Annotated in this window: 8 protein-coding genes; 3 read left to right on the top strand and 5 right to left on the bottom strand. The window is 70.4% G+C overall.

Features of this window, described 5'->3' with window-relative positions; translation table 11 throughout:
- Positions 1-234: 234 nt before the first annotated feature.
- Entirely contained in the window at positions 235-3354 is a 3120-nt protein-coding gene (locus AOK17_RS19630) for an NACHT domain-containing protein (protein ID WP_055613812.1), read from the bottom strand.
- A 267-nt stretch (positions 3355-3621) separates the two neighbouring features.
- On the opposite strand from AOK17_RS19630, the gene AOK17_RS19625 reads away from it, so the two are divergent.
- Entirely contained in the window at positions 3622-5160 is a 1539-nt protein-coding gene (locus AOK17_RS19625; RefSeq protein WP_107102447.1) for a carboxylesterase/lipase family protein, read from the top strand.
- 149 nt (positions 5161-5309) lie between these two features.
- Here AOK17_RS19625 and AOK17_RS19620 read toward each other — a convergent pair whose 3' ends face one another.
- From AOK17_RS19620 to AOK17_RS19610, 3 genes are all read right to left on the bottom strand, one after another.
- Complete coding sequence (locus tag AOK17_RS19620; RefSeq protein WP_055613810.1) at positions 5310-5771, bottom strand: hypothetical protein; 462 nt, start codon at positions 5769-5771, stop codon at positions 5310-5312.
- A 197-nt stretch (positions 5772-5968) separates the two neighbouring features.
- Positions 5969-8482 carry an NACHT domain-containing protein gene (locus AOK17_RS19615; protein WP_055613809.1) on the bottom strand — a complete coding sequence of 838 codons (2514 nt, stop codon included), beginning with the start codon at positions 8480-8482 and terminating at the stop codon, positions 5969-5971.
- A gap of 49 nt (positions 8483-8531) precedes the next feature.
- Positions 8532-11084, bottom strand: coding sequence for an NACHT domain-containing protein (locus tag AOK17_RS19610; RefSeq protein ID WP_055613808.1), 2553 nt, complete (start codon positions 11082-11084; stop codon positions 8532-8534).
- A 465-nt stretch (positions 11085-11549) separates the two neighbouring features.
- On the opposite strand from AOK17_RS19610, the gene AOK17_RS19605 reads away from it, so the two are divergent.
- Positions 11550-12245 carry a M23 family metallopeptidase gene (locus AOK17_RS19605; RefSeq protein ID WP_055613807.1) on the top strand — a complete coding sequence of 232 codons (696 nt, stop codon included), beginning with the start codon at positions 11550-11552 and terminating at the stop codon, positions 12243-12245.
- 96 nt (positions 12246-12341) lie between these two features.
- On the opposite strand, the gene AOK17_RS19600 is transcribed toward AOK17_RS19605, so the two are convergent.
- Positions 12342-12929 carry a TetR/AcrR family transcriptional regulator gene (locus AOK17_RS19600; RefSeq protein ID WP_055613806.1) on the bottom strand — a complete coding sequence of 196 codons (588 nt, stop codon included), beginning with the start codon at positions 12927-12929 and terminating at the stop codon, positions 12342-12344.
- Between the two features lie 223 nt (positions 12930-13152).
- Here AOK17_RS19600 and AOK17_RS19595 point away from each other — a divergent pair, with 223 nt between their 5' ends.
- The gene (locus tag AOK17_RS19595) at positions 13153-14715 is read left to right on the top strand and encodes an MDR family MFS transporter (RefSeq protein ID WP_055613813.1); all 1563 of its coding nucleotides are present in this window, start codon (positions 13153-13155) and stop codon (positions 14713-14715) included.
- Positions 14716-15159: the final 444 nt, after the last annotated feature.

Raw genomic sequence — 15159 nt, 5'->3', positions numbered from 1 at the left:
CGCGGCGGTGGCAGGGATCGCCAGGGCCGCGGTGACGGCGGTGGCGGCGGCGGTCAGGCCTATGAGGCGCTGCCAGCTTCTTCCTGTCATGGGATGGGGGGTTCCTCTCGCGTCGGAGCGCTGCGGACGTGGGTCGTGGTGCATGCTCATGTGCGTGTGGGGCCACAGGGAAGCGAAGGGATTACTCGCCGGTAACTGTAGGGTGCCCAGGTGGGGTTGGGACAGACCCCGGAGCTAGAGGATTGCGTGCGTCTTCACGACGGTGTGCCTGCCCGCGAAGAGGTCGAGGACCTGCTCGGGCACCTCGGTCGTCTCCGGAGCGAGGACGAATGTGACCGACCGCAACCCGGGAAACAGAGTCCGTACGGCCGAGAGATCTTCGAATCCGGTGAATTTATTGAGCCGGAGGTACTTAATGTGCGGCAGTACGGGTCCTCCGCTCCAGGGGACCGCATCCCAGTTGAGGCGCAAATCCTCCAACGCGGGGAGCCGTTCCACCTCTTCGTAGTCCTCGGGGGAGAGCCGCTGGGAGAGCCCGGCCAGACTCAGCGTCTTCACCGAGCGCATATGGTGCAAGCCGCGCAGTCCGGTGAACTCGAGAGCGTTCTTGGTGAATCGCAGATACGTCAGGGCTGGGCCCTGGGGGAGGGTGGTGTCGAGAGAATCACCCTGAAGCGCGACGCCGGTGTCGAACTCGCGCAGGGTCGCAGAGCCCGAGAGCGGTGCCAGCACATCCGGCTTTTCGAGGCCCTGCATATGGTTCAGCGACAGCCATTTCAATGGAAGTCCGGCCAAGGGCGTGAGGTTCTCGACATGCGGACTGCCGCTGATGTCCAGATACTCGAGCCCGTGGAGCGACGAAAGGCAGTCCAGATCGCTCAGCGCGTTGTTGTCCAGCATGACGAGCTTGCGCGTGGTGTCCGGTACGAGACCGGCCCGCAGTTCCGACTCGGCGATGTCTCCGACGAGATGCAGCAGCCGCCGACCGCCGAGTGAGCGCAACGTACGCAGATGTGCCGCCGAGTGTGCTGTGAAGTACAGATCGTCCTCGGGGAGATGGGCGATGACCTCGGTGGCGTACCGGTCGGAGTCGAACCGGCGCCAGGACCAGGTGAGTTGGGCGCGCACCGGCAGCGAGGGGTGGCGGCGGAAGCGGGCCAGGACCGGGAGGGCCGCGTCCGTGCCGACGAGGGACGCGGTGACGACAACTGCCCTCGCCTCCGCGTCGGACAGGCCCTCCGGTCCCGGCAGCAGTTCCAGGACGAGCGGGCCGACCGAGGCCAGATCCTTGGCCTCTTCCACCGTGCGCGGCGGAATCAGCGTCGCCGCCTGTTCCTCCACGTCGGCCCGGACCTGCGGGTCGAGCTCCGTGGCGTGTTCCAGGCCGGCCAGGGCGAGGAGGCGGATACGGGTGCTCGCGGCGGGGTCGGTGCGTTCGTCGGAGGCGGCGGCGAGCAGGTCGCGGAGGAACCCGGCCCGTTCGCGCGGACGGGCGTGGGCGACGGCCATCCGGATCACGTCGGACCACTGGGAGTCGGCGGCGTTGCGGACGAGGAGCCCGAAGTCGCCGTCCTCCACCGCCGCCTTCGCGCCCAGGTAGTCCTGGAAGGTGCGGTGCACGAACTCCACGGTTCCCAGGGTGGGTTCGCGCAGCAGTCCGCTGCGTACGAGGAGATGGCGGTGGATCGCGGTCGCGTCGCCCTGGCTCGCGGCGGCGGGCAGGGACGGCAGCGCGTCGGCGATGAGCCGCTCGGCGCGCTCGCGGTCCATCTCCGCCTGGTTGTTGCGGATCAGCCAGTAGGCCAGGCGCTGGAGCAGCTGGATCTGCGGGAGTTCCGTGAGCCGGATGTCGTCGTGCGGGAGCATGTCCCGCTCCTGGTCGCGCCGCGAGAGGAGCATGGAGAGGGCGGCGTCGTACAACTCCTGCCGTCCGTGCGGGAGATAGCCGCGCCGGTCGCGGTGCAGGGCGCAGATGAGGCCGCACATCAGGGGGTTGGTGGCGAGGCGGCCGAGGTCGGGCTTGGTGCGAACGGCGTCGAGGAGCGATGTCTCGTACGCGGTGAGCCGTTCCGTGTCCGGGGCGCCGATCCGGGCCGCCCTGTGCCAGCGCTCGACGAACGCGGTGACGTCCTCGCGGCTCATCGGTGAGAGCGCCAGCTCGGTGAAGCCGTCCGCGGTGAGCCAGTCCTCGCGTACGGCCGAGGGGCGGGAGGTGACCAGCCACTGGTTGCCCGGGTAGGCGTCGATCAGGTCGCGCAGCCAGCGGCGGGTGCGCTCGCGGTCGGACTCCGGGATCTCGTCGATGCCGTCGACGAGCAGCAGACCGCGGCCCGCCGTGAGCACCCGGTCCGGCCAGGCGTCCGGGGCGGCGTCGTGGAACGGGACGCGGACGGCGGCGAGGAAACCGGCAGGCGCCGGCAGTCCGTCGGGACGGCGTACGAGAGTCCGCAGCGGCAGGACGAACGGGATGCGGTCCCCTCGCTCGCCCCGCGCCGCTGTCACGGCCAGCCACTGCACCAACGTCGTCTTGCCCGAGCCGGCCACGCCCCGCAGCAGCACCAGATCCTGCTCGGCCAGCGCCTCGTCGGCGGGCAGCGGGGTGCCGGGTGAGGCGATGTACCGGCCGTCCTCGTCGCTCGTGGCGGGGCGCAGGGCCTGGAGGGTGAGGTAGGCGGCGTCCAGGGGCCAGCGGTCCGGGGTGTTGGCCAGGTCGATGCCGTAGATGGTGAGTTGGCTGTGCTTGGTCGCCGCGTACGCGAGATACCGCCGTTCGAACGCACCGTCCCCATCGCCGGGACGCGGGGTGCGGGCGATCAACTCGTCGACCTTGGCGATGAGTTCGGACTGGCGGCGGATCTGCTCGACGAGGGTTCGGGCGACGAACGTCGAGCGCTGGGTGAAGAAGTGCAGGATGTGCAGACAGGCCGTGTCGAGCAGCCGCTCGTAGAAGAGGGTCGCGTCGAAGTCGAGGTCCCGGTCGGGGCTCCCGGCGGCATGGCGGAGATGGAGCGCGAGGCCCGAGTGGCCGAGCGCCACCGCCTGGGCGTCGGTCATGGTGATGTCGCCGAGGGCGCGCAGGGTGTCGGCCAGTGCGTGGACGACGGGTTGTGCCTCGTCGGGGGCGATGGGGCGTTCGTCGGCGTCCTTCAGGGCCCGGCTGACCAGCTCGGAGGCGAGCCGGGTGACGTCCTTCTCGCCGAGCGTGCGCTGCTCGCCCTTGAAGGAGACGCGGGACGAGATGCGTACGGGCTTGTCGACCAGCCCCGCGCCCGGCCCCTCCGGCGTGAAGAGCTTCTTGATCAGCGGTGTGGCCACGCTGGACGCCAGTCGGACTCCGACGGTCGCTGGTTCCATGGCGCTCCCCCGAGGGCATGGTGGGTGGTTGGCGTGGGCGCTCCGCCGGAGGCCTCGCGCTTCGGCTGCGGGTCGGTCGTGGCTGATTGCGCCCCGCGGCGGAGCCGCACATGTCACGGCCCCGCGCCCCTTTGGGGCGCGGCCGAACCAGCCTAGTGGTCGGGGTCCGCCCTGTCTGTGGATCTTGGGGCGGGAAAACCGGTGGCCCTGGCGTCCGGTTCGACGGGATGATCCGCGATGACCGAACTGTCTGCAGAGGGAGCCGTGATGGGTGCCGACGAACCCGAGGTCCGTACGACGGCAGGTGTGGTGCGGGGTGCCGGAGAGGCGTCGGGATCGGCGGTGTTCAAGGGGATCCCGTTCGCCGAACCGCCCGTCGGAGCACTGCGGTTCGGGGCGCCGATGCCCGTGCGGAGCTGGGACGGCGTACGGAAGACGGTCGCGTACGGGACACCGCCTCCGCAGTCCGCCGCGTTCGGCATGGACGCGCTGGTGTCCGGCGACGCGGTGGACGAGGGGGACTGGCTGACCCTGAACGTCTGGACGCCCGACCCGGACCCCGGCGCGGGGCTGCCGGTGATCGTGTGGATGCATGGCGGGGCGTACGTCATCGGGATGTCGGGCCTGCCCGAGTACGACGGCGGACGGCTGGCGCGGGAGGGCGCCGTCGTCGTGGTGACGCTCAACTACCGGGTCGGCATCGAGGGGTTCGCGCACATCGAGGGAGCGCCCGCCAACCGGGGCCTGCTCGACCAGGTCGCCGCGCTGGAGTGGGTGCGGGACAACATCCGCGCCTTCGGCGGCGATCCGGGCCGCGTCACGATCGTCGGCCAGTCGGCGGGCGCGGGTTCGGTCGCCGCGCTGCTCACCATGCCGCGCGCGGCCGGGCTCTTCGGCCGGGCCGTCGCACAGAGCGTGCCCGGTCCGTTCTTCTCCCCCGAGCTCGCCGCCGACATCGCCCGGGAGTTCGCCGCGGAGCTGGGCGTGCGCCCGACGGTGGAGGAGATGAGGGCGGTGGCGCCGCGACGGCTGCCCGCGGTGGCGGACGCGGTCGGCGCGAAGGGCGGGGCGTTCGCGGATCGGTGGGGGCCGACGGCCCACGCGCTGATCCCGGTCGCGCCCGTCGTCGACGGCGACGTGCTGCCGGCCGCACCCTGGGAGGCGCTCGCCTCCGGCGCGGGACGGGACGTCGAACTCGTGGTCGGCCACACCCGTGACGAGTTCCGGCTCATGATGCTGCTCCGCGGACTGACCGGCGAGGTGACGGAGGAGCAGGCCGCCGTCGCGCTCCGGACGTTCGGACCGGGTGGTGCCGCGGGCGGGGCGGCGGGCGGTGACGCCTACCGGGCCGCGTTCCCGGCCGCGAGCGCCGAGGAGCTCTACGAACTCGTCCAGTCCGACTGGGTGTTCCGCATGCCGTCACTCCATCTGGCCGAGGCACAGATCGCGGGCGGCGGTCGCGCGCACGTCTACGAGCTGGTCTGGGAGGCGCCGGGCATGGGCGGGATGCTGGGCGCCTGCCACGGGCTCGACGTACCGCTGGTGTTCGGGAACCTCGGCGAGGGCCTGCCCGCGCTGCTCCTCGGGGAGGAACCGCCCGCCGAGGCCGAGGAGTTGTCGCGGCTGGTCCGCGCCTCCTGGACGGGGTTCGCGGCGGGGGAGGGCCCGGGGTGGCCCGCGTACGACGTCGAGCGGCGGTCGGTGCGGCTCTTCGACGCGAAGCCGACGGTGGCCCCGTACCCGGAGGAGGTGTCGCGGGGGCTCTGGAGTGGGCATGTGTTCGGGGCCCTGCCGTTGTGCGGTTAGGGAGTTGCCGGCCAGGGGTGCGGTTCCGGGTCAGGGACGCGCCTCCCGGTCGGGCACGGGCACGACGAAGGAGCCGCACACCGAAGTGTGCGGCTCCTTGTTGGGCCTGCGCCTGGCCCGGGCCGGTCAGCCGGATGCCCGGTCGCGGATCAGCCGCAGTGGCCGGTCCCCTTCGTGGAGTACGTGGTGATGCCGCCCTCCCACGTGACGCACTCGCCGGGGGCCTCGATGTAGACGGGCCCCGCGTACGTCGTGAACTGGCCGCTGTCCGTGGCCGTTCCGCCGGTCTTCGAGCTGAGCCGGGCGAACATCTTCACCGGCGACCCGGCCTTGGTGCGGACGGTGACCACGCAGTTCTCACCGGTCGTCTTGTTGTAGGTGAGGAAGGTGGTGCCGAGGTTCTCCATGTTGGCGGAGTCGATCACCTTGTGACCGGCACCGCAGGCGCCGTTGTACTTCGCGACCGGGGCCTCCGACGGGGCCGCGACGGCCGCCGACCTGGCCGCCGTGGGCGCGGACGAGGAGGCCGACGCGGAGGCGGGCGCCGCGAGGGCGAGCGCACCGCCGGTGACGATGACGGCGACGGCGGCTGCGTGACGGACGAGCTTCATTTCTGTTCCCCCAGTGTGGTGAATCCGTGAGTCTGCGAATCCGTGTCGGGCGGTGCGTCCAGCTGGTCAACTGCCGTCCGCCCCACACCAGATGAGACCAGGCGACCCGGGGGTTGGTTGTGGCCTCTTTTGTCACCGTTCTGTCGCCGCGTGTCACTGAACGGTCACCGCACGGAGGTCCCTGACCGGGCCGCGCGCTACGCCGTGATCGTCACCCCCTCCGGCACGTTCCGTACGCGCGGCAGGCGTGGATTGACGCGCAGGACCTGGAGGTTGGGGAAGAGGGACAGCCAGGACATGTCAGGGTCGGTGGGTTCGGCGTTTAGCCAGAGATGGGTGAGCCGGTCGCGGTCGAGGCCGTCCATGAGGTCGGTGACGGGGATGACGCCGGCCACCTGGACGCGGGGACGGCCGCCGAGGTGACGCAGGGCCGCGAGTTCGGCGGTGTCGGAGACCGGGAAGTACACGCCGTCGGGATCCAAGTGGGCGATGATCTCGCGCGCGTACCGCTCGGTGTCGAAGTGCCGCCAGGGCCGGGCGAGTTCGGTCCGCACCGCGAGTGAGGAGCGCCCCCGCAGGCGGGCCAGGTAGTCGATGGCGGCGTCGTCCTCGACCCGGGTCGCCGTGAGTGCGAGCAGCAGCGCCTGCTGGTCGCTCGGCACCTGCTCGGGGTCGGGCAGCAGCTCCAGGACGATGGGCCCCACCCAGCCCAGACTGCGGGCGCCCAGCTCGCTCGTGGGGCGCACGAGGTTCTTCGTACGGTCGTGGACGAGCCGCCGGACCGAGGGGTCGAGCTCGGTGACATGGTCCAGGCAGGCCGCGGCCATCAGCCGTCGGTGGTTGACCTGGGGTCTGCGCAGCGCGGGCGCGGCGGACAGCAGCCGTTCGAGGAAGTCGCCGCACTCCTCGGGGCGGGCGTGGGCGGCGGCCATGCGGATGACCTCCTCCCACTCGGGCTGGTGGGCGTGGTCGACCAGGTCGCGCAGCCGGCCGCGCGCCACGATCTCCTTGGCGGCCAGATAGTCCTGGAAGGTGCGGTGGACGAAGTCCACCGTGAGGCCCGCCTGTTCGCGCAGCAGTCCGGTGCGGTGCAGGAGATGGCCGAAGATCTTCTCCCCGTCGCCCGCCGCGCGTGCGGTGGGGATCGCGGGCAGCGCGCTCTCCAGGATGGCGACCGCCCGTTTGCGCGGCAGTTCCGAGACGCCGTCCTCCAGCATGGCGTGCGCGAGTTTCTGCAACAGCCGTTCCCGCGGCTCCTGTTGAAGGCGCACGTCGTCCGCGTACAGCACGTCCCGCTCGGGGTCACGCCGTTGCAGGAGCATCTCCAGGGCGGCCTCGTACAACTCCTTGCGGCCGTGCGGGAGGGAGCCGGAGCGGTCCCTGTTGAGCGCGCATATGAGGCCGCACATCAGGGGGTTGGTGGCGAGCTGGCGCAGCTCCCGGTAGATCCGTACGGAGTGGAGCAGCCGCTGCTCGTACTCCTTCAGCTCGTCCCGGTCGCGCTGCTCGCGGCAGTTGTCGTCGCCCATCGCCGCGGAGTGCCAGTCCCGGACGAACCGGGTGACCTGGTCCCGGGACATCGGCGCGAGCGACAGCTCCGCGAAGCCCTCCTCAGCCAGACGCTCCTCCGCGAGCCAGCCGTCCGCCACGGCGGAGGGGCGCGAGGTGACCAGGCAGCCGTTGCCGGAGAACACGCGCAGCAGACGGCGGAGCTGGTCGCGCAGCTCGCCGCGCGTCGCCTCCGGGGCCTCGTCGATCCCGTCGACCAGCAGCAGGGCACGGCTCGCGAGCAGCGTCCGTACGACCCAGCCCTCCGGCGCCTGGTCGGCGAGCGGGTGGCGGATGGCCCGCAGGAAGTCGTCGGGAGCGGGAAAGCCCTCGCGGGCGAACCGGCGTACGGGCAGGACGAACGGCACCCGCGCACCCTCACGGGCGGTCGCCACGGCGAGCCACTGGACGAGGGTCGTCTTCCCGGAACCCGCCACCCCGCGCAGCAGCACCCGCTCGTGCCCCTCCAGCGCCCGGTCCGCGAGCAGTACGGTCCGCTGCCCGCCCCCGTTCCCGTCGCCGGTGCTCTCCTCGGCCTCCAGGCTCAGATACGTGTCCTCGAGCAGCCAGCGGTCCGGCGCGTTCGGGAAGTCCACGCCGACGATGGTCAGCCAACCGTGCTGGCGTACGACCTCCTCGGCGTAGCGTGCCTCGAAGTCCGCGTCCTGCTGGGAGCGTTCGGGCCTGCGGGCCGCCGCCTCGGTGTCGTTGAGATCGACGAGCTGACGGATACGGCTGGCGCGCTCCGGCATGTGCTGCTGGATGTGGGGCGAGCGCGCGATGAAGTGGTCCAGCACGTGCAGACACACGTTCACGAGCAGCGCGTCGTGGAACCACGCGGCGTCGGGCGACAGCCCCCGGTCCGCGCCCGGCACGGCCCCGCGCAACCGGCGCGCGTAGTCCTGCGGACCCAGTCGTACGGCGTCCACGTCGGTGAGGTCGAGTTCCCCGACGGCGAGCAGCGTGCGGGCCAGGACGTCGACCACGGCGGGCAGTTCGGACGTGGGGGTCGTGTGCTTCTCGGCGGCCAGCTGGATGAACTCGGCGGCGATCCGGTGCACGTCGTCCGGGTTCGCGGGCGAGAGCTGGGGTTCCGCTGTGCGCAAGAGCCGTTGTACGAGGGGTGCGGCGTCGGGGGAGGGGATGCGGACAACGGGCTCCATGGGCATCGAGGTCCCTGTGGGGTGGGGCTGTTGTGGGGTCAAGGGTAGGTCAACTTCGGCTGGATCGAGGGGTGATGAGCTCGATCCGGAGCGGCACCTGCTGGGCCACGTAGGGACTCACCTCGGTTGCCACACGGACCCTTTCGAGACGGGGAAAGGCCGCGAGCCACGCCAGTCCGTCGACCGGGTGGGGTGCTTCCAGGAAGAGCCGGACGAGCCGCTCCTGCACGATGAGTTCCGTGAGCTCCTCGACCCGGTAGGGGCCGAGAACCCGTATGTCCTCCCAGCCGCCGAGAGTACGGAGCGTACGGAGGTCCTCGGCTCCGCGTACGGTGACCCGGCGCTGCTGTGGCAGATGCGCGAGGATGTCGCGCGCGTAGAGGGCCCGGTCGAAGCGCGGCCAGCATGCGGCCAGCGTCGTCTGGACCTCCTGGCTCGGGTGTTTCCGGAATCGGGTCAGGAAGTGCAGTGCGGCCTCGTTGCCCAGATGGCTCGCTGCCTGAACCACATGGTGTGCCGTCCGGTCGTCCACGTTCTCCGGACCCGGCAGGAGAGCGAGCAGCAGATCGCCCCCGGCCTGTCCCAACGCCTCAGCCTCCGTGATCGAGTGCGGCGGGATCAGCGACCCGACCCCCTCTTCCACAAGCTCCCGCACCGAGGGCTCCACCTCCGCCACGTACTGAAGCCCCGCCGCGGCCAGCAGTTTTCCGCGCGAGGTGTTCTGCACCACCAGCCGCCGCAGCATCTGCTCGGCCTCTTTCGGCCGGGCATGCGCGACGGCCAGCAGGATGACGTCGTCCCAACTGTCATCCTGCGAGTGGTTCACCAACAGATCGAAGTCCAGCTCCTGCACGGCCAGCCGGGACCCCAGATAGTCCTGGAAGGTCCGGTGGAGGAAGTCCACCCGCCCCTCCGCCGGCTCCCGCAGCAGCCCCGACCGCAACAGCAGCGACCGGTAGACGTCCTCGGCGGTCCCGTCGAGATTCACCGCGGGGACCGCCTGCCCGATGATGTGCAGCGCGTCCGAACGGTCCATCTCCGCACGGCTGTTGCGGATCAGCCACCACGCCAGCTTCTGCAGCAGCTGGACCTGTGTCGCGTACGGGATGCGCAGTCCGTCGGGGTGGTCCAACTCCCTTTCGCGGTCCCGCCGTTCGAGGAGCATGGTCAGGGCGGCCTCGTACAGGGACTTCCTGTCCTGGGGGAGGAAGCCGCGCCGGTCGCGGTGGAGTGCGCAGAGCATGCCGCACATCAGCGGGTTGGTGGCCAGCCGGTTCAGTTCGGACGTGGTGCGCACGGCCTGGAGCAATGACATCCCCTCGGCCTCGTCCGCTCCGGCGGCGCGGTGCCAGCGCCGTACGAACGTGGCGACGTCGTCGCGTGCCATCGGGGACAGCGTGAGTTCGTGGAAGGCCGCCGCCTCCAGCCATCGCTCGGGGACGGCCGACGGGCGGGAGGTGACGAGCCACAGGTTTCCCGGGAAGGTCCGGGTCAGTTCGCGCAGCCAGCGCCGGGCCGCGTCCCGGCGGTCACCGGCGATCTCGTCTATCCCGTCGACCAGCAGCACGCCCCGCCCGGCCCGGAGCACCCGCTCCGCCCAGCCGACCGGCTGCTCCCCGGCGACCGGGCAGCCGACGGCCTTCAGGAAGTCCCCCGGGATGGGGAACTCCGTCCCCGGGCGCACGATCCTGCGCATCGGCAGGACGAACGGCACCCGCCCGATGAGGTGCGTCAGGCCGTGGTCGTACGTACGGCTCGCCGTCGTGACCGCGAGCCACTGGACGAGGGTCGTCTTCCCGGAGCCCGCGACCCCGCGCAGCAGTACCTGGTCGTGCTGCGCCAGGACCTGCTCGGCGGGGATCTGGAGTCCGCCGTCCTGCCCGTCGCGCTCCCGGGTCGCCTCCAGGCTGAGGTACGCGGTGTCCAGCGACCACTCGCTCGTCCCGGTGTCCAGGCCGTAGATGGTCAGTGTTCCGTACCGCCCGGTGATGTGCTCCGCGTACCGCGCCTCGAACCCGGCGTCCTCGGCGGACTGCGAGGGCAGGCGCCCCAGCAGGACGTCCACGGCCCGCACCAGCCGGGCCAGCTGCCGGCTCTGCGCGGTCTGCTGCCGGGCGATGTAGGTGGAGCGCTGGGTGAAGAAGTTCAGGATGTGCAGCGCGGCCGTGTGCAGCAGCTGCTCGTAGAAGAGCTCGCCGTCACCGCTGAGTCCGTACGAGATGACGGCCGCGTGGGAACGGAGTGTGCGCGCGAACTCCTCGGGTCCGAGGTCGACGGCCTCGTAGTCCTCGATCGTGAGGGTCCCGAGCGAGGCGAGTGAATGGCCGAGGGCGTGGGTGACCGCCGTGGCCTCCTCGGCCGTCACCGGCTGTTCCCCCGGTCCGGCGGTCTTCAGGGCCCTGCGGACGAGTTCCGCCGCGACCTTCTCGACGTCCTTCGGCGTGACGCTCCGCTTCTCCCGCCCGAACGACACCAGCGCCGATATCCGTACCGGACTGCTCACCAGCCCGGCCCCCGGCTGGTCCTTCACGAAGAGCTTCTTCACGAGCGGTGCGACCGCGCTGGACGCGATACGGGCCCCGAGCACTCCGGCGTCGACCATGCACCGAGCGTAGGCGAACCACCTGGGCCCTTGTGTAGCCCCCGCCACATTCGCAGGCCCCTGGATCATGCCCTCCGGTGACATGACGCACAGGCGATTTGTCCGGTACTAGGGCGAGTAGTGGTGGAGTGGAAACGGGCAAAAAGGACCTTTGACCCTGGGGTGGTGACGGGGTCGGAGGTCGTGCGGCGCGGGCCCGGGCCTTTGGCTCTCGGGCCGGGGTGGACGGCCCTGAAGTGGGCGTAAACGCGACTTCTAGTAGAAAACGCGGAGGATTTCGTCCCAGACGTTTCTCTTGTCAAGGAGTCGGAAGTTTCGGTGTCAAGTACGACTTGAGGTCGTAGATGGGGCCTTTGTGGGATGGCGGGGGCGCGGGTTACCAAGGGATGCCTCGCCCGGTGTGCCGACAGCGCGCCGGGTGAGTTGATGCCCGTCCCTCGATGTCCGTCCCCCGGAGGTAGCCCCATGTCGCAGCGCATCACGTCCCACCTTCCCGGCACGCCCAAGCTCCGCGTCCGGGCCGCCGCCATGGCTCTCGGCCTGGGCGCCTCGGCCGCGCTCGGAGCCGGGGTCGCGGTCGCCGCCGACACCAAGGCGAGCGCCGTCGCGCTGCCGGGTTCCGCCGCCGTCTCGGTGCAGCAGCAGGCCGCCGCGCAGGCCAAGGCCGCCGCCCAGACGAAGGCCAAGAGCAAGACGGCCGCCAAGAAGGCCGCCGCCAAGCCCGTCGCGGCCAAGAAGGCCGCCTCCTGGGTCGACCCCGTCAAGAAGTACAAGCTCTCCGCGAAGTTCGCCCAGGCCGGCAACCTCTGGTCGTCCACCCACTCCGGCCAGGACTTCGCCGTCGCCTCCGGCACGCAGGTCGTCGCCGCGCACGGCGGCACCGTGGTGAAGGCCGGTGGCAACGGCGCCGGTGACGGACCCGCGTACGGCAATGCCGTCGTGATCAAGCACGGCAACGGTACGTACTCGCAGTACGCGCACCTGTCCCGCGTGGACGTGAAGCCCGGCCAGATAGTGAAGACCGGCCAGCGCATCGCCCTGTCCGGCAACACCGGCAACTCCAGCGGGCCGCACCTGCACTTCGAGATCCGCACGAAGGCCGGCTATGGCTCGGCGGTCGACCCGGTCGCCTTCCTGCGCTCGAAGGGCGTGAGCCTCTAAGAGGCCTAGGGGCCTAGGGGCCTAGGGGGCTCGGGACTCAAGGCTCAAGAGCCCAGCCCGGGCTGGGCCCGGCGCTCAGGGCTCGGGGCCCAGGGCTCAGAGTGACTCGGTGGCGCCGGCGTGTGCCCGCGTGACCAGATCGATGGCGACCTCCAGGACGGCCTTCCGCTTGTCCTCGGGGTCGCCTTCCATGTCCTTGAGGGCGAACATCCCGGCGTGCATCGTGAAGAGCGCGCTCACGCACCGGACCTGGTCCGTCAGCGCGGCGTCCGGCTCCCTGATGATGTCCAGCATCCCGAGCATGCGGTCCTTGAAGGACTCGCCGATGCTCAGCTCGCGGATCGTCGCCTGGTTCTCCTGCATGAAGCGGAAGAGGGGGGCGGCGTTGGTGAGCGCCTCGCTGTAGCGGCGCAGCAGCTCCCGCTTGGTGTCGAGGGTGTGCGGCTGCCCCTTGCCCCACTCGATCAGCTCGTCCATCGGCCTCGTCAGGTCCTGGAAGAGGCTGATGAGGATGTCTTCCTTGGTCTTGAAGTGGTAGTAGAGCGCCGCCTTGGTGACGTCCAGCCGTTCGGCGATCTCCCGCAGTGACGTCTTCTCGTAACCCTGCTCGGCGAAGAGTTCGATGGCCACGTCCTGGATGCGCTGACGGGTGTCTCCGCGCCGCCGCTGCCTGCTGCCGTCCATCGTGGCTGCTCCTCGTCCTTGTCGTCCCTACGTGTCGTAGGTGCTCGCCGTAAGGTAAAGAAAAACTTACTTGACGCCCGGCTAGTTACGGGTCTACTTTTCCCCAGTGTAGTCAACTTGCCGGTCGGCAAGTAAGTGCAGGTAAGTGCAAGCAAGTAGCAGTGCAGTACCCAGGGGAGTGGGGACAGTGGCGGACACCAAGGCGGCTGACGCAGCCGAGGCAGTGGCGGAAGCGGGGGCGGAACCGGGAGCGGAACAGGGGACGGCCGAGGTCGAGGGCAAGCAGCCCAGGAGCGTACGGGTCGTCCTGCTCGCGCTGATGATCGCGATGCTCCTCGCGATGCTCGACAACATGATCGTCGGCACTGCCATGCCGACCATCGTCGGGGAACTGGGCGGGCTCGAACACCTGTCGTGGGTCGTCACGGCCTACACGCTCGCGACCGCCGCCTCCACCCCGATCTGGGGCAAGCTCGGCGACATGTACGGGCGCAAGGGCGTCTTCATGACCTCGATCGTGCTCTTCCTGATCGGGTCGGCGCTGAGCGGAATGGCCCAGGACATGGGGCAGCTCATCGGGTTCCGGGCGATCCAGGGACTCGGCGCAGGCGGTCTGATGGTCGGCGTCATGGCGATTATTGGCGACCTGATTCCGCCGCGGGAACGCGGCAAGTATCAGGGCATGATGGCCGGCGTGATGGCCCTCGCCATGATCGGCGGACCGCTGGTCGGCGGCACCATCACCGACCACTGGGGCTGGCGCTGGTCCTTCTACATCAACCTGCCGCTCGGTGTCGTCGCGCTGATCGCCATCAGTGCCGTGCTGCATCTGCCCAGGAAGCGGGCGCAGGCGCGGATCGACTACCTCGGGGCCGGACTGCTCACCGTGGGCATCACCTCGATCGTGCTGGTCACCACCTGGGGCGGGAGCGAGTACGCCTGGGGCTCCGCCATGATCATGGAGCTCATCGGGATCGGGGTCGCGGCGCTCGTCGGGTTCTTGTTCTGGCAGACCAAGGCCGCCGCGCCGGTCGTGCCGCTGCACATCTTCCGGAGCGGCAACTTCTCGCTGATGTCCGTCATCGGCTTCATCGCCGGGTTCGTGATGTTCGGCGCGGTGCTGTTCCTGCCGCTCTACCAGCAGTCCGTGCAGGGCGCGTCCGCGACGAACTCCGGGTTGCTGCTGCTGCCGATGCTCGGCGCGATGCTCGTCACCTCGATGGTCGCCGGGCGGGTCACCACCAGCACCGGGCACTACAAGGCCTTCCCGATCGTGGGCAGTGCGCTGATGGCCGTCGGGCTGTACCTGCTGTCGCTGATGGACACGGATACGTCGCGACTGACGTCCGGGGTCTACATGGCCGTGGTCGGGGCGGGCATGGGCTGTCTGATGCAGATCACCATGCTGGTCTCGCAGAACAGCGTCGAGATGAAGGACATGGGCGTCGCGTCCTCCACCACCACCCTGTTCCGTACGCTCGGGTCGTCCTTCGGGGTCGCCATCATGGGCGCGCTCTTCAACAACCGGGTCCAGGACGTGATGGCCGAGCGGGCCGGGGCGCTGGGCTCCAAGGTCACCGAGCAGTCCGCCCAACTGGACGCGGCCAGCCTCGCGAAGCTGCCGGTCGCCGCGCGCGAGGCGTACCAGCACGCGGTGTCCGCCGGTACGCACTCGGCGTTCCTCCTCGGCGCGGTGGTCGCGGTCGTCGCCCTCGTCGCGGCCGTGTTCGTCAAGGAGGTCCCGCTACGGGGCGGCTCGGCGCCGAAGCCGACCGAGACGGTCTGAGCGCTCAGCACCCGGCCGGCCCGCAGCGATTTCGCTGCGGGCCGGCCGTTGGTTGTGGGGCTTGCGGGGTGTGTTGGCTGCGGGTGGGTCGTGGCTGGGTGCGCGGTTCCTCGCGCCCCTTGGGTGGGTTGGGCTTGGCGTGGTGATGTGCGTGCGGGTGAGTCGTGGTTGAGCGCGCAGTTCCCCGCGCCCCTGGGGTGGGTTGGGCCCGGCGTTGTGATGCGCGTGCGGGCGAGTCATAGCTGAGCGCGCAGTTCCCCGCGCCCCTGAAGACGTGCCCCTTGCCTCTAAGGGGCGCGAGGAACCGCGCACGCTCAGCCCGGTGCGGCCGGCAGTCGAGGCCACCCTGAACCCCAACTCACCCAGGGGCGCGGGGAACTGCGCACGCTCAGCCCGGTGCGGCCGGCAGTCGAGGCCACCCCGAAGCCCAACCCACCCAGGGGC

This window comes from Streptomyces phaeochromogenes (genome assembly GCF_001418655.1).
GTDB lineage: Bacteria > Actinomycetota > Actinomycetes > Streptomycetales > Streptomycetaceae > Streptomyces > Streptomyces phaeochromogenes.
The sequence above is the reverse complement of the archived record's forward strand: the minus strand, read 5'-3'. Positions and strand labels throughout refer to the sequence as shown.